General features: G+C 73.4%; 12 protein-coding genes. 10 read left to right on the top strand and 2 right to left on the bottom strand.

All coding sequences use genetic code 11. The features are described 5' to 3' along the window. Positions 1-2 precede the first annotated feature (2 nt). From IE134_RS01230 to IE134_RS01215, 4 genes are all read left to right on the top strand, one after another. Positions 3-1,382, top strand: coding sequence for a polysialyltransferase family glycosyltransferase (locus IE134_RS01230; RefSeq protein ID WP_030722906.1), 1,380 nt, complete (start codon positions 3-5; stop codon positions 1,380-1,382). A gap of 65 nt (positions 1,383-1,447) precedes the next feature. Next, the gene (locus IE134_RS01225) at positions 1,448-2,809 is read left to right on the top strand and encodes a tetratricopeptide repeat protein (protein ID WP_098894992.1); all 1,362 of its coding nucleotides are present in this window, start codon (positions 1,448-1,450) and stop codon (positions 2,807-2,809) included. Beyond that, on the top strand, positions 2,806-5,169 hold the full coding sequence (locus IE134_RS01220) for a tetratricopeptide repeat protein (protein ID WP_189429385.1): 2,364 nt from the start codon (positions 2,806-2,808) through the stop codon (positions 5,167-5,169). The genes IE134_RS01225 and IE134_RS01220 overlap by 4 nt, the downstream gene beginning before the upstream one ends. 5 nt (positions 5,170-5,174) lie before the next feature. Further along, a complete protein-coding gene (locus tag IE134_RS01215; protein WP_189429383.1) occupies positions 5,175-6,269 on the top strand; it encodes an acyltransferase in 1,095 nt (364 codons plus the stop codon). A gap of 24 nt (positions 6,270-6,293) precedes the next feature. Here the strand turns inward: IE134_RS01215 and IE134_RS01210 are convergent, their stop codons facing one another. Together IE134_RS01210 and IE134_RS01205 are read right to left on the bottom strand one after the other, a co-directional pair. Then, positions 6,294-7,634: a polysialyltransferase family glycosyltransferase gene (locus IE134_RS01210; protein WP_126930871.1), complete on the bottom strand. Its 1,341-nt coding sequence runs from the start codon at positions 7,632-7,634 to the stop codon at positions 6,294-6,296. Next, positions 7,631-8,614: a glycosyltransferase family 2 protein gene (locus IE134_RS01205; protein ID WP_030722920.1), complete on the bottom strand. Its 984-nt coding sequence runs from the start codon at positions 8,612-8,614 to the stop codon at positions 7,631-7,633. Before IE134_RS01205 ends, IE134_RS01210 begins: the two co-directional genes overlap by 4 nt. Positions 8,615-8,822: 208 nt before the next feature. Here IE134_RS01205 and IE134_RS01200 point away from each other — a divergent pair, with 208 nt between their 5' ends. From IE134_RS01200 to IE134_RS01175, 6 genes are all read left to right on the top strand, one after another. After that, a complete protein-coding gene (locus IE134_RS01200; protein ID WP_189429380.1) occupies positions 8,823-10,208 on the top strand; it encodes a DUF6716 putative glycosyltransferase in 1,386 nt (461 codons plus the stop codon). Positions 10,209-10,228: 20 nt separating this feature from the next. Beyond that, positions 10,229-11,461 (top strand): acylneuraminate cytidylyltransferase, encoded by a 1,233-nt coding sequence (locus tag IE134_RS01195; protein WP_189429378.1) that lies wholly within the window; start codon positions 10,229-10,231, stop codon positions 11,459-11,461. 12 nt (positions 11,462-11,473) lie between these two features. Then, positions 11,474-12,409 carry an N-acetylneuraminate synthase family protein gene (locus IE134_RS01190; RefSeq protein WP_030722929.1) on the top strand — a complete coding sequence of 312 codons (936 nt, stop codon included), beginning with the start codon at positions 11,474-11,476 and terminating at the stop codon, positions 12,407-12,409. 10 nt (positions 12,410-12,419) lie between these two features. Next, positions 12,420-13,454 (top strand): hypothetical protein, encoded by a 1,035-nt coding sequence (locus IE134_RS01185; protein WP_097887120.1) that lies wholly within the window; start codon positions 12,420-12,422, stop codon positions 13,452-13,454. A gap of 156 nt (positions 13,455-13,610) precedes the next feature. After that, on the top strand, positions 13,611-14,849 hold the full coding sequence (locus IE134_RS01180; protein ID WP_032769723.1) for an amidohydrolase: 1,239 nt from the start codon (positions 13,611-13,613) through the stop codon (positions 14,847-14,849). 182 nt (positions 14,850-15,031) lie between these two features. After that, the gene (locus tag IE134_RS01175) at positions 15,032-16,078 is read left to right on the top strand and encodes a BMP family lipoprotein (protein ID WP_098018261.1); all 1,047 of its coding nucleotides are present in this window, start codon (positions 15,032-15,034) and stop codon (positions 16,076-16,078) included. The last annotated feature ends 341 nt before the right edge of the window (positions 16,079-16,419 follow it).

Raw genomic sequence — 16,419 nt, 5'->3', positions numbered from 1 at the left:
CGATGACCGCCACCCCCGCAGCCACGCCCGTACGTACGCCCCCGCGCACCCAGATCTTCCAGGTCTCCACCCTGTACGGCGCGGCCACCCTCGCCGCCGCGCTCGACGCCGGACAGTTCGGCCGCGCCCTCGACAGCCACCGCATCCTGCTGGTCTCCAACAACGCGGCCGTCCCCGAAACCGCCCTGCGCCTGGAGGAGATGCGCGGTTACGGCTCCCTCGCCGCCCGCTTCGACGCCGTCGTCGACTGGAACGAGGCCATCAGCCCGCACCACCCCAGCGGCTGGGGCCCCCGCTCCGAGGAGACCGTCCTGTGGCAGCGGGCCTTCCGCCTCGCCTGGGACATCGACCCCGACGCCCCCGTCGACCTCGCCGTCGAGTCCATCCAGGTCAACCCGGCCCGCGCGCTCGCCGCGATCTTCTCCGAGAGCGCCGTCCACGTCTACGCCGACGGCCTGATGAGCTACGGCCCCACCCGCAACCGGATGCCCCAGTCCATCGCCTGCCGTATCCGGCGCGTCCTCCACCTCGACCTGGTCACCGGGCTGCGCCCGCTCCTCCTCGCCGAGGCCGGCGTCGACCCCGAACTCGTCCCCGACGACGCCTTCCGCGCGGTCCTCTCCGAGATCGCCGCGGCGGCCGAGGGGGACCAGGGGCTCGCCGCCGCCGAGGCCGCCGCCCCCACCGCGATGCTGCTGGGCCAGTACCTCGCCGCCCTCACCATCCTCACCCCGGAGGAGGAAGAGGAGCTGCACATCCGGATGCTGCGCGGAGCCGCCCGCGCCGGGCACACCTCCATCCTCTTCAAGCCGCACCCCACCGCCCCGGCCCGCTACTCCCGCGCCCTGGACGAGGCCGCCGCCGAACTCGGCGTACGGCTCACCACGCTGGACAGCCCGCTGCTCGCCGAGACGCTGTACGAGCGGTGCGCGCCGACCCTCGTCGTCGGCTGCTTCTCCACCGCGATGTTCACGGCCGCCGCCTACTACGGCATCCCCGTCGCCCGCGTCGGCACCCGGCTGGTCCTCGACCGGATCACCCCGTACGAGAACAGCAACCGCATCCCGCTGACGATCACCGACCACCTCGTGCCCGACCTGGACGCGCAGGGCCCCGAAGCCGTTCCCCCGCTGCCGCGCACCGCGCCGGACACCCTCGCCCCGCTGGTGCGGACCGTCGGCTACTGCATGCAGGCCAAGCTCAACCCCGGGCTGCGCCCCGAGGCCGAGGCCTGGCTGCGGGAGCACCTCGACCCCACCACCCAGCACTACTTCAAGCGCCGCCGCCTCCAGAGCCTCACCCTGCCCGGCGGCGGCCCCCGGGGCGCGGCGGTCCGGCTGCGCCGCACCGTACGGCGCACCCGCAGCACCCTGGGCCTCTGACCCGGGGCCGGGACCGGGGCCCGAACCCGGTGCCGGCGTCCGACTCACAGAACGGCGGAACGAGCATGGGCCAGACCCTCACCGGGCTGCTCACGTCAGTACGTGCGATAGCGGGACGGCCGGGAACGCCGCCCCGGGCCCGCCCCGGCGGCGGACCGGACCCGGAACTCCTGGCCGCCCTGCGGCACTGCGGCGACCACCTCGCCGCCCTCGCCGCCTCCGGCCCCCTCACCGACGCCCGCCGCACCCGGCTCATCGCGTCGATCGGGGCCCTGACCACCGCGTGCTCCACCCCGGGCGCCGACGCGTTCGACGCGCTGCTGAGGACCGGGCAGCAGGCCCTGGACAGCGGCGGCGACGCCGGGGCCCGCCTCGCCCTGGCCCTCGCCGACGAGGCGACCGTACTGCGCGCCCGCTCCAAGGGCGCCTGGCGGCTGCGCGGCAACGCCCTGGACGCCCTCGGCCGGAGCGAGGAGGCGATCACCGCGTACGAACGCCACCTCGCGCTCCAGCAGAACGCCGCGGCCTCGCGTGACGTCGAACGCCGGATCGCCACCCTCCGCGCGGCTGGCGACCGCATCGACGAGGCGCTGGCGCTGGTCGGGGGCGGGAGCGATGGCGGGGAAGGAGCCACCGGTGCCGGAGTCGGTGCCGGTGCTGTCCGTCTCTCCCGCCACCTGCCCGCCGCCGACGCCCTCGCCGCCTTCACCGAACTCGTCCGGCTCCGCACCGCCGAACGCGGCGCCGCCGACCCCGCCGTACGGCGTCTCGCCGCGCTCTACGCCGAGCACCGCCGGCTCGCGGACCGCGACCCGATGGCCGACCCGCTGCTCGGCGGCGCCGAACCCATCGGCGTCCCCGGTCTGCGCCGGTTCCTCGCGGGCCGGACGGTGTGCCTGGTCGCCGACACCCCGCACACCGCCGAGCAGGAGCAGCGGCCCGGCAGTTCGCTGGCCGCGCTGATCGGCGGTTACGACCTCGTCGTGCGCTGCGACGCCGTACGCCACGCCGCCCCCACCGCCCGAACCGATCTGCACGCCGTCACCCTGCGCGGCGACTCCCCGTGGAAGGGCCCCCGGTGGGACCGCCGGGCCACCGCCCGGCTGGTCTTCGGGGACCCGCTCCCGCACTGGCGGCTCGCCCTGCGCAGCCGGCTCGTCCCCGGCGCCCAGGACCGCATCGGCGACGCGACGCTGCGCCGCCCGCTGCACGATCCGGCGCTGCTCGCCGAGGCGGCGGCGGACGCGGACGAACCCGCGAGCACCGCGTTCACCGTGCTGCGGCTCCTCGACTTCCTGGGCACCCCCGCCCGGGTGGACCTCATCGGGTTCGAAGGACCGGCGGCCCTGCCCCCGCGCGAGCGGGAGTGGATCGGGGCGCGGACCGGGAGAACGGACGACACCGCAGTGAGGATCACGCTCAGATGACGACGCACGACTCCACCCCCGTGACCGGGTCCGCATCCGACGCCGCAGCCGACACCGCGTTCGCCTCCGCCTCCGCCGACGACCGTCGCGCCGTCACCGGGAAGCGTCGGATCGCCTTCGCCGTGTACGTCGCCGACGTGAGCCGACTGCCCGGACTCCAGGCCCTCCTGCGCAGCCTCGCGCTGACCAACCCCGCTCTCTGCGAGGACGTCGTCGTCCTGCACCCCGGCCTCCCGGACGCCGCCTTCGACGCCGCCCACCGGCTGCACCCCCGGCTGATCCCGCGCACGGCCGCCGGACGCCACGACGTGTTCCGCCTCGACGACTACGACACCGTCATCGCGCTCACCCCCGCCTCGGTCGTCCTCGGCAGGATCGACGACCTGCTGCGCCTCCGTACGGGCGTGGCCGCCGTGCCGTGCCCCGGCCCGGACGGCGTCCCCGACGACGGGCTGCTGGTGATCCAGCGCCAGGACCTCGGCCATCCCGTACCGCACGCCGCCGCGCCGGACATCCCGGAGAGCCTCCTCGTACCCCTGGACTCCCGGTACGACTTCCGTGCCCTGCGGCTCGGCGATGACTTGGCGGTCCCCGACGGCGTCGTAGTCCTGAACTTCGCGGGTACGCAGACCACTTGTACCGGTCCCGCCCACGAAGTCCGGGCGCGCCACGACCTGGACGACGAGGCGTTCCGCGCCGCCTACCTCGCCCTCCCCGGCGCGAAACACCCCGACCTGCTGCTCCACCTCGCGCTCCCGTTCCCCGACGGATCCCGGCCGCCGATCGACCTGGTCCGGCAGCTCGCCGAGATCCACCGGGGGCGCGGACACCACGACCTGGCCGTCGCCCTGCTGGGCGAGGCCGTCGCGGGACGCCCCGATCTGCCGCGCTGCCACGAGACGCTCGGGGTCTGCCTGATGGCGCTGTCCCGGTACGAGGAGGCCGAGACGCACCTCCTCCTGGCGACGGCTTCCCCGGACTTCGCCCCACGCGTGTACGGCCAACTCGCCCGGCTGGCCTGGCTGCTGAGTCGCACCGAGGACGCCCGGGGATATGCGCTCGCCGGTCTGGAGTCCGACCCCACCGACGCCAACTGCCGTGCCTGGTACGCCCGTACGTCCGAGATGGCCGCGGCCGGTGCCACCGCTCCGGACACCTCGCCCGGCGAACAGCTCGCCCATGTCGCCCTGTTCGCCGACGGCGACGAGAACGCGGGCGACAAGGTGCTGCCCGAAGCGGTCCGCAGCTGCTTCACCGCCGACACCGGGCCCGGCCGCTGGCACCGGCAGCACGCGCACCTGCTGGTCGACGAGGACGGCCTCGAACGCCTCAACGCCCGACGGGCCGTAATCGTCGGCGGTGGCGGGCTCTTCCTCCCCGACACCGCGCCCAACGGCAACAGCGGCTGGCAGTGGAACATCCCCGACGACGTGCTCGCCCGGATCACCGCCCCCCTGGCGGTCTTCGCCGTCGGCTACAACGTCTTCGACGGCCAGCGCTACCGGCGCGAGCGGTTCGCGGCCTCCCTGCGGGCCCTGGTCGAGCGGTCCGCGTTCTTCGGGCTGCGCAACCACGGCTCCGTCGCCCGGGTCCGGGAGCTGCTACCCGCCTCCCTCGGCGAGAAGGTGCGCTACCAGCCCTGCCCCACCACGGTCGCCCGCCACCTCGACGCCCGCCTCGCCGAACCGGCCGTACGCGAGGACACCGTCCTCATCAACTGCGCCTACGACCGGGCCGGGCTCCGCTTCGGCCACGACTACGGGCACTTCCTCGCGGAGATGGCCGCAGCGATCCGGGCCATGTCCGGTGCTGCGGAGGTCCGTTACGCCGCGCACATGCCCGCCGACGAACGCTTCGTCGACGACCTGCGCCGCGAACACGGCCTCACCCTCCCCGTGGAGCCGCTGTACCTGCTCTCCAACGACGCGATCCGCGACCTCTACCGGCGCACCCGGCTGGTGATCGGGATGCGCGGGCACGCCGGGATGATCCCCTTCGGCTGCGGCACCCCGGTCATCAGCCTGGTCTCGCACCCCAAACTGGCCTACTTCCTGGCCGACATCGACCGGCCCGACTGGGGCGTCTCCGTCCACGAGCGGGCCCTCGGCGCCCGGCTCGCGGAGCGGGCCCTCGCCGTGCTGGCCGACCATCCGGCGGCGGTGGCCGACGTCCACGACCGGCAGCGGGCGTTGTGGTCGGTGACCCGGGAGAACCTCGCGCTGCTGCGTGAACTCACCCGTCTGCCCGACCCGTTCGGCAATCCGGGCCCGGGCGCCGGCCCCGTGGTCCCCGCGCCCCGGTCCGCCACCGACGAGGACCGCGCCGCCCCCTCCCTCCGCACTGCCCCGCCCACCCCCTGAGGACCATGTCCACCACACCCCCCGCCTCGGCCCCCGCCCCCGCTCCCGCCACGAAGGCCCCGGAGACGCCGCGCCCCGGCCGGGCCGGGCACCGCTACGACATCGACCTCATCCGGCTGCTCTGCTCCATCGCCGTCATCGGCCTCCACACCGGCTCGGCGTTCGTGAACACCGTGGGCCGTACGGCGGCGGAGGGGCCCGGCGCCTACTGGGCCGGGCTGACCGCCGACTCCGCCGGGCGCTTCGCCGTACCGCTCTTCTTCGCCATCGCCGGCTGGGTGGTCCTGGTCGGGGCCCCGCCCAAGGACGGTGCCCGGCTGCGGCGGCGCATCGTGCGGATCGTCGTGCCGCTCGCCGTCTGGACCGCGCTCTACCTCGCCTGGGGAAAGCTGCGCGACACCAACGACGGCCCGGTCCGCCAACTCGCCCTGGACTCCGCGTTCGCCTCGGTCCGCCCCGCCTACCACCTCTGGTACCTGTACGCCTACCTCCCCGTGATCATGGTCCTGGGGCTGGTCGTCCTCGTCCGGGCGGGCAAGCGGCCATGGGGCCTCGGCGCGGTCCTGCTCGTCCTGGCGTCCGCCCCGTCGCTCCTCGGCGACCTGGCCGAGGTGACCGGCCGCGAACTGCCGCGCTTCGGCTGGGCGTTCGCCCCGTACCAGCTGATCTACGCGGTGCTCGGGGCGCTGCTGCTCGCCGCCCCGGCCGGGGCGTTCGGCAGGCGGCGGTGGCCCTGGCTGCTGCTCGCGGCGGCCGGACTCGCCGGGGTGATCGCGTACCAGCACGAGGTGCACTACGCGATCCCGTACGCGCACGTCCTGGTGGCCCTGTTCAGCTGCGGGGTCCTGGTGTCCCTGCACGGCGTACGGGTCCCGGAGCGGATGCGCCCCACGCTGGCCCGGCTGTCCGAGGCGTCGTTCGGGGCCTACCTGGTGCACGTCCTCGTGCTCGGCGTCCTCACCGACGCCTTCGTGGGGGCGGACCTGGGCGGCCCGGCCGCCGTGGCGCTCGTGGCCGGGATCACGGTGGCCACGACGGCCCTGTCGTTCGGTGCGGCCCTGCTGTGGGGGCGGGCGGGGGCGAGCAAGGTGCTGGGCTGAGCGCCCCGGGAGGGTCCTGGGGCCTCAGCCCCTCCCGCCCCGCAGCGCCCGCGCCCGCCGGACCACCCGGCGCAGCGCCGGGTTCGAGCGCAGGAACGCCAGCCGGGCCGGGACCACGCCGGGCAGCGCGAGCGACGCCAGGCGGCGGCGCTTGAAATAGCGCCAGGTGCGGCCGTCCAGGTGCGCGGCGAGGTAGCGCTCGGCGGCCGGGCGCAGATCGGGACGCACCTTCGGCCGCATCGCGAAGGCGACGGCGGCCAGCAGACCGTCCAGCTCCGCAGCCGACCCCACCCCCGACTCCGCCCTCGACACCGCCTCCGTGTCACCCAGCCCCGGCAGCACCGCGTCCGCGAGCGTCGCAGCCGTCCGCTCGGGGTTCTCGTACGGGGTCAGGCGCTCCAGCAGCAGCCCCGTGCCGACGGCCGCCACCGGCAGACCGTGGAACCGGGCCGCCCCGAACAGCGCCGCCGAGGTGCAGCCCACCACCAGGGCGGGCCGCAGCCGCTGCATCAGCACGTCGGCCGGAACCGGCAACGGGCTGTCCAGAACGGTCAGTTCGACGCCCAGCCGGTCCGCCTCCGCGCGCAGTGGGGCCGGGTTCTCCCACGGGGCGTACGGATCCGGCGCGTACACCAGCCGGGTGTGACCGAGCGCCGCCGCCCCGCGCACCATCTCCAGGCGGATCCCCGCCTCATCGGCCGCCGGGATCAGCCCGGACCCCGCGAGATCCTGCCCGAGCAGCAACGCCGGCTCCTCGACGGCGGGCAACGCCACCTCTCCGTCCGCCAGTTCGGCGACGACCTTGGTGATCGCCTCCGCCGGAACGGTCCGCGGCTCCACTCCGTACTCGCCGAGCAGCAGCGGGCGCACCCCGGCGACCAGGTCCGGGTGGAGCAGCCGCCGCACCCGGGCCCCGGTCAGCGGCGGGATCTTCTCCCCGGTCGGGCCGTACGCGCCGGGCCCCGCCGCGTACACATCGACCGGGGTGCCCGCGAACACCTGGGTCAGCGCCCGGGCCGGGCCGGCGTGCGGGGAGTCCACGACGAGCTCCAGCTCCTCCTCGCCGAGACCCCAAGCCCGCCGGAAGTGGCGTTCCCACAAAGGGGCGTCGTCCGCCCGGGGGTGCCAGCCGTCCGGGTGGAAGGGGGCGATCGCGTCGTTCCACGAGAGCACCGCGTCGAACCGGGTGCGCAGCCGCTCGAACCCGACGCTCGTAGAGACGTCGGCGACGGTCTCCGGGGCAGGACCCGTCCGGGACAGCAGCAGGATCCGGCGGTCGGGCTCGGTGAAGCAGCCCGCGTCGATGGCCGCGGCGAGCAGCACCGCCGCCCCGGGCGAGGAGGCGTGGAAGATCCGGATGGTCATGCGGCCGAGGCCCCCTTCGTGGCGGCCGGACGGCGGCGCAGCCTGCGCACCCGGGTCGCCCGTGTCACGTCCATGGCGTCGAGCGCCTCGTCCAGCAGCCGCTGCGGCAGGCGTCCCAGGGCCGCTGCGCCGCGCGACTTCAGTTCACGGGCCACGGCCGGTTCGAATTTGTCCAGGTCACCCAGATGGTGGGCGATGATCGCGCAGTACGTGCGTACGGCCTTCGGCAGAAAGACCTCCGCCTCGCGGTCGGCGGCGGTCTCCGCGATCACCTGGTCGAATGCGCGCAGGAAATCGAGCTGGCGCACATCGCCGATCTGCGTCAAAGACGTTGCCACCCCGCGCCGGTAGAAGTGGCTGAGCAGGCCCAGGGCGGCGAAGGATTCCGCCTCCCGGTGCAGTCGCCAGATCCACGGCCGGTCCTCCGCCGTGCGCAGCCCGTCGGTGAAGTGCAGCAGCCCCCGGTCCAGCAGCCGCCGGTGGTACAGGCCCGCCCAGGCGAACGCGTAGTCCACCGACGTGGTCCGGTGGGCGGGCAGGATCGCGGCCCGGGGATCGCTCACCACACCGTGCGGCCCGTGCGGAACCCGGCGCACGGTGCGGGTCTTGCCGTTCACCTGGACGTGGTCCGTGCGCACGAAGTCGCAGCCCAGCGCCTCGGTCCCGGCCACCAGCCGCTCGTAGTGGCCGGGGGCCAGCCAGTCGTCGCCGTCCAGGAAGGCGATGTACTCGCCGCGGGCGGCGTCCAGGCCGGTGTTGCGCGCGGTCGCCAGACCGCCGTTCACCTCGTGCCGCAGCAGGACGGCCCCGGGGATCTCGTCCGCGGCCCGGCGCAGCAGCGGAAGCGTTCCGTCGGTCGAACAGTCGTCGACGAGAAGGAACTCGAAGTCCTCGCGGGCGTTGGCCCGCAGGCTTCTCAGGGTGTCGGGCGCGTAGGTCTGCACGTTGAAGAACGGCACGATGACGGAGAGCTTAACCACGCGCATCACGTTAGGTGCGGCTCTGGCCCTTTCCTTTTCCGCAATGCGCCCAGCAGGTGAACAACGACCGACGCTCAGGTGAATCGCCTTTTCCGGAACGGGAATTGGGGGCCTATTCGGGGCGGTCACCCAATCGTCGGCTCGCTGTTAACCATCTGTTGCCATCGCGTTGGGCCGCTCATCGAAATGCCTTCCTAACTTCTTGGACGTGCCCCCACGTACCAGCCATGAGGCCGAACCGGCCGAGATCCCCGCCGCCCGACCGGCGCTCCGGGTCGCCGTCCTCGCCGACTCCGACACCCGGTGGAAATGGGGCGCGCTCACCGCGCGCCGCCTGACCGCCGAGGCCGCCGGGGACGGACAGGACGCGCGCCCCGTCGAGATCAGCGGGCTGCTGCTGCGCGGCCGGGCCACCCCGACGCCCCGCCAGCTCGCGGAGGTCGGCGAGGTCGGCATCGACGCCGAGCGGGTCCGCGAGGTCACCGCCGTCGAGTTCCTGCACACCGTGCGCGACGAAGGCTTCGACCTCGTCGTCCTCGCCCTCGTCGGCGGTGGCGTCCAGGCCATGCTGCACGGCATCGCCGCCCTCGGCCTGCCGCGCCGGCCCGTCGTCGTCACCGGATACGTCGGCGTCGTCTACGAGAAGCTCGCCGACGGCCTGCTGCTACGCCACGGGGCCGACGTCGTCCTCGCCAACTCGGCGCACGACGCGGAACGCTTCCGCGCGGTGTACGAGGGAGTGGGCGCCGACGCGTCGGCCGTCACCGAGGCCGCTCTGCCCTTCCTGGGCGGAGCCCCGTACCGGCCCGAAGAGGGCCGCGACACCGTGGTGTTCGCCGCCCAGCCCTCCGTACCGGCCACCCGCGCCGACCGCACCTACCTGCTCCGCCGGCTCGTCGAGCACGCCCGGCTGCACCCGCGCCGCGAGGTCCTGCTGAAGCTGCGCTCCAAGCCCGGCGAGCACACCACCCACATCGAGGAACTGCCCTACCAGAAGCTCGCGCAGAAGCTGCCCGGCGGTCTGCCGCCCAACTTCCGCCTGGTGTACGGGCACATGGGCGAGGTCCTGGACCGCACCGACCTCCTGGTCACCGTCTCCTCGACCGCAGCGCTGGAGTCCCTGCACCGCCGCATCCCGACCGCGATCCTCACCGACCTCGGCGTCCGCGAGATGCTCGGCAACCACCACTTCGTCGGCTCCGGGCTCCTCACCTCCTGGGACCGGCTCGACGGCGGAACCCGGCCCCGGCCGGACGCGGAGTGGGTGGCAGGGCAGGGCGTCGCCGCCGACGGCTCGTACGGCACCGCCTACGACACCGCCCGCGCCAAGGTCACCGCCCTCCTCGATGCCGGTCAACTCCCGCCGCTCGCGCCCTACTACACACCCGCCAGCGCCCCCGGCTACCTCCCGGGCATCCTCGGCCGCCACCACCTGGCCCCCGACGGCACGCCTCTGTCCGGCGCGGCCGCGCCGCAGGAGCCCGGCCGGGTCCGGGGTGCCGTCCGCGAGACCGTCCGCAACGCGGCCCGCGGCGCCTACCGCCACGGCGTCCAGCGCGTCGCGCCGGTGATCCGCCGGATGGGGGAGCTGTGACCACTACTTCAGGAGCTTCGATGACCCCGACCGTCCTCGCCGTGATCCCCGCCCGCGGCGGATCCAAGGGCGTCCCCGCGAAGAACCTCGCCGAGGTCGGCGGCATCCCGCTGGTCGCCCGTGCCGTCCGCGCCGCGCTCGGCGCCCCCGAGGTCACCGACGTCGTCGTCACCACCGACGACGGGGCGATCGCCGAGGCCGCCCGCACTGCCGCCGCCGACCTGCGCGCCGCCCACCGGCTGCACTGCGTGGAGCGCCCCGCCGCCATCGCGGGCGACACCGCGACCAGCGAAGCGGCCGTGCTGCACGCCCTGGACGTCTACGAGGCCGAGCGGGCCCGCACCGTCGACGTGGTCCTCCTCGTCCAGTGCACCAGCCCGTTCGTCTCCCGCGAGGACATCGACGGCGTGGCCAGGGCGGTGGCCCACGAGGGCGCGGACACGGCCGTCACGGTCGCCCCGTTCCACGGCTTCGTCTGGCGCGACGGGCACGCGGTCGAGGAGAGCACGTACGGCGTCAACCACGACAAGTCCGTACGCCCCCGCCGCCAGGACCGCCCCCAGGACTATCTGGAGACCGGCGCCGCCTACGCCATGGACGCGGCGGGCTTCCGTACCCACCGCCACCGCTTCTTCGGCCACACCGCCCTGGTCCCCACCGACCCGGCGCGGGTGCTGGAGATCGACGACCCGCACGACCTGGCCCGCGCCCGGGTGCTCGCCCCGCTCCTGGACCCCTCCCCGCTGCCCTCCCTCGCGGACGTGGACGCGGTCGTCCTGGACTTCGACGGCACCCAGACCGACGACCGGGTCATGGTCGACTCCGAGGGCCGCGAGACCGTCGCCGTCCACCGGGGCGACGGACTCGGGATCGCCGCGCTGCGCAAGGCGGGCGTCCCCCTGCTGATCCTCTCCACCGAGCAGAACCCGGTCGTCGCGGCCCGGGCCCGGAAGCTGCAGATCCCCGTCCTGCACGGCATCGACCGCAAGGACGAGGCGCTGAAGCGCTGGTGCGACGAGCACTCCATCGCCCCCGACCGGGTGCTCTACGTCGGCAACGACGTCAACGACCTCCCCTGCTTCTCCCTCGCCGGCTGGCCCGTCGCGGTCGCCAGCGCCCATGACTCGGTACGCGCCGCGGCGCGCGCCGTCACGACCACCCCCGGGGGCTACGGCGCCATCCGCGAGATCGCGGCCTGGCTGCTGGGCCCCACGTTGACCACCACCCCTGCCCCCACTGTCCCCACCACGTAAGGAAGCACCACCATGACCAGCACCTCCCGCCTGCGCACCTTCGGCACCCGCACCGCCGGCCCCGGCAACCCCGTCTACATCACGGGTGAGATCGGCATCAACCACAACGGCGACCTCGACAACGCCATCGCGCTGATCGACGCCGCCGCCGAAGCCGGCTGCGACGCCGTCAAGTTCCAGAAGCGCACCCCGGAGATCTGCACCCCGCGCGACCAGTGGGACATCGAGCGCGACACCCCCTGGGGCCGGATGACGTACATCGACTACCGCCACCGCGTCGAGTTCGGCGAGGCCGAGTACACCGCCATCGCCGAGCACTGCGCCAAGCGCGGCATCGACTGGTTCGCCTCCCCGTGGGACACCGAGGCCGTCGCCTTCCTGGAGAAGTTCGACGTCCCCGCCCACAAGGTGGCCTCCGCCTCGCTCACCGACGACGAGCTGCTGCGCGCCCTGCGCGCCACCGGCCGCACGATCATCCTCTCCACGGGCATGTCCACCCCGAAGCAGATCCGCCACGCGGTCGAGGTCCTCGGCTCGGACAACATCCTGCTCTGCCACGCCACGTCGACGTACCCGGCGAAGGCCGAGGAGCTGAACCTCCGGGTCATCAACACCCTCCAGCAGGAGTACCCGAACGTCCCGATCGGCTACTCCGGCCACGAGACCGGCCTGCAGACCACGCTGGCCGCCGTCGCGCTCGGCGCCACGTTCGTCGAGCGCCACATCACCCTCGACCGCGCCATGTGGGGCTCCGACCAGGCCGCCTCCGTCGAGCCGCAGGGCCTGACCCGCCTGGTCCGTGACATCCGCACCATCGAGCAGTCGCTCGGCGACGGCGTCAAGAAGGTGTACGAGTCCGAGCTCGGCCCGATGAAGAAGCTCCGCCGCGTCGCGGGCGTCGTCGCCGAGACCGAGAACGCGCCGGCCCCCGAGCCGGTCGCGGTCTGAGCGCCGACCGGTGAACCTCGCCTTCGTCGAGAGCCCGGTCCAGCTCCTGAACGTCCTGGAGTGGGTTCACACCCAGGGGGGAGACGATCCGGCCGCCACCACGGTCGTCGTCCTCCCCCCGGTCGACCCGATGTCGCGCGGTCAGCTGCGCCGGATGGCGGAGCTGGCCCGCGACGAGGGCATCGCGGTCCGCTGGCAGGAGGCGCGCGGCGAGTCCGGCGCGCCCCTGAAGGCCCTGCGCGCGCTGGCCGGCCTGGTCCGGCGCGCGGACCACATAGTGATCGGCGACCCGTTCTCGCGCTATGTCCAGCTCCTGCTGACCCTGGTCCGCGCCGACCGCCTCACGGTGGTCGACGACGGCACGGCCACCATGGAGTTCGTGGCCCAGCTGGCCCGGGGCGAGCGCCTGACCCGCTGGCACCGCCGGGGCCGTACGGGACCACGCGAACTGGTCCTGGCCCCGGTCACCGCCACGGCCCGCCGCCGCTTCACCCCGACGGCACGCCACACGGTCGAGGTGTTCACCGCGATGCCGGTCGAGGCTCCGCCCGGCGTCACGGTCACCCCGAACACCTTCGCCTGGACCCGGGCCCGCTTCGGCCCGCCCAGCATCGGCAAGGGCGCCGACCTCGTCGGCACCTCCCTGGTCGAGACGGGCGTCGTCGACCCCGTCCCGTACCAGGAGGCGGTGGCCTCCCTGGCCCGCACCCACGGCGCCACCCGCTACTTCGCCCACCGCCGCGAGTCCGCCGAGAAACTCCACGCCCTGGAAGCCGCCACCGGCCTGGAGATCGTCCGCCCGGACCTCCCCCTGGAACTGATCGCCCGCCGCGGCCCCATCGGCCGCACGATCGTCAGCTTCCCCTCCACGGTCGTCCACACCCTCCCGTTGGCCCTGGCCGGCACGGGCGTGAACGTCGCGGTCTGCGACATCGCCCCGGAATGGCTCCGCGCCACGGCCTCACCGCGCGCCCAGGGCTTCCTGAGCGGGGTCACGGAGACGGCGCGGGGGGTGCAGCGGCTGACCTCGACGGCTCACGCGTAGGGGTGCGGCCCCGCCCCGAGAAGGGGTTCCGGTATACCCGCAACCACCCTGCGTCACACGTCCTCACCCGAACTTTGTTCGCCTGCACGGCTGAAATTTCCTAGATCCATGGCCAGTTGAGGGGGCAAGGGGCCTACGCTTCATAAGGTGAACCAGTTGAAGTCCCGCGCCTCCCGCCCCGACAGCCTGGCCGACCAGCCCGGGGGAGGTGCGCTGCCCGGCCGGCTCGGTGAGGAACTCCGTGCCGAGCTGATCGCCTTCCGCCGGGATCTGCACATGCACCCCGAGCTCGGCAACCAGGAGTTCCGGACCACGGCCGCCATCAAGGACCGGCTGGAGAAGGCCGGGCTGAAGCCACAGGTCCTGGCCGTCGGGACCGGGCTCATGTGTGACGTGGGGGAGTGGGACGGGGTCACGCCCATGCTGGCGTTGCGGGCGGACATCGACGCGCTGCCGATCCCGGACACCAAGGCCGGCGTGCCCTACCGGTCCACCGTTCCCGACCGGGCGCACGCCTGCGGGCACGACGTGCACACCACCACCGTCCTGGGCGCGGGCCTCGTCCTCGCCGATCTCGACCGGCAGGGGCTGCTGCCCAACGCCGTGCGGCTGATCTTCCAGCCCGCCGAGGAGGTCCTGCCCGGCGGCGCGGTCGACGCGATCGAGTCCGGGGTGCTGGAGGGCGTCGGCCGGATCATCGGCGTCCACTGCGACCCGAAGGTGGACGTCGGGCGGATCGGGCTGCGGATCGGGGCCATCACCTCGGCCTGCGACCGGCTGGAGATCACCCTCGACGGGCCCGGCGGCCACACCGCCCGCCCCCACCTGACCACTGACCTGGTCACCGCCGCCGCCCGGATCGCCGTCGACGTGCCCGCGCTGCTCGCCCGCCGCGTCGACGCCCGCGCCGGGCTCGCGCTGACCTGGGGCCGCCTGGAGACCGGGCACGCCCCCAACGTCATCCCGCAGCACGCCGAGCTGTCCGGCACCGTCCGCTGCCTGAATCTGGACGCCTGGCGCGACGCCCCCGACCTGGTCCACGCAGCCGTCGACGAGGTGGCCGGAATGCATCGGGCCAAGACCGTCATCAACTACGTGCGCGGCGTGCCGCCCGTCGTGAACGACGCCGAGTCCATCGGCCTGCTGGACGCCGCGATGACCGAGCGCCGCGGATCGTATGCGATCGAGGACACCGAGCAGAGCCTCGGCGGCGAGGACTTCTCCTGGTATCTGGAGCAGGTGCCCGGCGCGATGGCCCGCCTCGGCGTCCGGACCCCGGGCGACACGCGCGGCCTCGACCTGCACCGCGGCAACTTCGACGTGGACGAAGAGGCCATCACCGTGGGGGTCGAGCTGTTCACGGCCGCCGCCCTGCTCGACGGCGGCCGTTCGTGAAGCGTTGACACAGTCTTCGTAGGCCGTTCGTGGACTCCTGTCCCGCCGTGTGGGTGGGTTCTGTTCGCGACGATCCGATAACGGCTTCCGTACGTGCTCTTATCTGACATCTACGCGCGTTACGATCGCGGCGAAACCAGCGCCGGAAGAGGCGCTTCGGTCAGGTTTGAAGGAGCCTCCCCTTGCGCCGGATCACCAGGATCACCACCGTGGGCATCGCGTCCGCGGCACTCGCACTCAGCGTCACCGCGTGTGGCGGAAACTCGTCGGACGCCGGTTCCGGCTCCGACGGCGACAAGGCCGCCATCGCGTACGACATCGGCGGCCGCGGCGACCAGTCGTTCAACGACGCCGCCTACGCCGGACTCGCCAAGGCCGAGAAGGACCTCGACATCCAGGGCTCCGAGGCCGAGCCCTCCGACGGCGAGGGAGACGCGGACAAGGTCCAGCGCCTCACCGAGCTGGCCCGCTCCGGCAACAACCCGGTGATCGGCGTCGGCTTCGCCTACGCGCCCGCCATCAAGAAGGTCGCGCCGAAGTTCCCGAAGACCACCTTCGGCATCATCGACGACGCCTCGGTGACCGGCGAGAACATCGCCAACATCGTCTTCAACGAGGAGCAGGGCTCCTACCTCGCCGGCGTCGCCGCCGCCAAGGTCAGCAAGTCGAAGACGGTCGGCTTCATCGGCGGTGTCGAGACCCCGCTGATCAAGAAGTTCGAGGCGGGCTTCGTCCAGGGCGTCAAGGACACCGACGCCTCGGTCAACGTGCTGCCGCAGTACCTGACGCAGCCGCCGGACTTCGGTGGCTTCTCCAAGCCCGACCTCGGCAAGGCCGCCGCCCAGGGCCAGCTCGACAAGAAGGCCGACGTGATCTACTCGGCCGCCGGTCTGGCCGGCTCCGGTGCCATCGAGGCCGTCTCCAAGGCGGGCAAGTGGAACATCGGCGTCGACTCCGACCAGTACCAGCAGAAGGGGCTCGCGCCCTACAAGGCGTCCATCCTGACCTCGGTCACGAAGGACATCGAGGACGCGGTGTTCAACCTGATCAAGTCGGTCAAGGACGGCAAGCCGGAGACCGGTGAGATCCGCTACGGCCTGGACAAGAACGGTGTCGCCCTGTCGATGTCCAACCCGGCCTTCGCCGACATGAAGGACGTCATCGCGGCCGTCGACAAGGCCAAGCAGGAGATCATCGACGGCAAGATCACCGTCAAGACCGCTCCGTAAGGACGGTCCTGAGTCCGACGGCCCCTCCCGGGCCGTCGGGCCCCGACGGCCCCCGTGCCGTCGGCCCGGCTGGTTTCCCAGGCCCTGTCCGTACGCCGCGCGGCTCCCGCCGCCGGTGACGGGCAGGGCCGCGGGCCAGCCGACCGCCCGAGCCGTACAGGAGCTTCACCGAAGACCCGTACACGGGCTTCACCGAAGACCCGCGGCACCCGCGGCACCCGCAGTCCGCAACCCTCCGTACGACCGAAGAAGATCCGCCTCCCGCAGTGCTCTCCCGCCCACCCTGGACCCGCGTCCGGGGTGTGACGTGCACCCCGTGTTTCACGATTCGGCAGCGCTAC

The organism is Streptomyces rubiginosohelvolus (assembly GCF_014649875.1).
Lineage (GTDB): Bacteria > Actinomycetota > Actinomycetes > Streptomycetales > Streptomycetaceae > Streptomyces > Streptomyces rubiginosohelvolus.
Note: the sequence above shows the minus strand (reverse complement) of the source record. Positions and strands in the feature narration are given on the sequence as shown.

Excerpts from the sequence above, each read along its gene's own strand:
- IE134_RS01230 (WP_030722906.1), top strand. The coding sequence starts at position 3 with ATGACCGCCACCCCCGCAGCCACGCCCGTACGTACGCCCCCGCGCACC.
- IE134_RS01220 (WP_189429385.1), top strand. The coding sequence starts at position 2,806 with ATGACGACGCACGACTCCACCCCCGTGACCGGGTCCGCATCCGACGCC.
- IE134_RS01195 (WP_189429378.1), top strand. The coding sequence starts at position 10,229 with ATGACCCCGACCGTCCTCGCCGTGATCCCCGCCCGCGGCGGATCCAAG.
- IE134_RS01210 (WP_126930871.1), bottom strand. The coding sequence starts at position 7,634 with ATGACCATCCGGATCTTCCACGCCTCCTCGCCCGGGGCGGCGGTGCTG.
- IE134_RS01190 (WP_030722929.1), top strand. The coding sequence starts at position 11,474 with ATGACCAGCACCTCCCGCCTGCGCACCTTCGGCACCCGCACCGCCGGC.
- IE134_RS01225 (WP_098894992.1), top strand. The coding sequence starts at position 1,448 with ATGGGCCAGACCCTCACCGGGCTGCTCACGTCAGTACGTGCGATAGCG.
- IE134_RS01215 (WP_189429383.1), top strand. The coding sequence starts at position 5,175 with ATGTCCACCACACCCCCCGCCTCGGCCCCCGCCCCCGCTCCCGCCACG.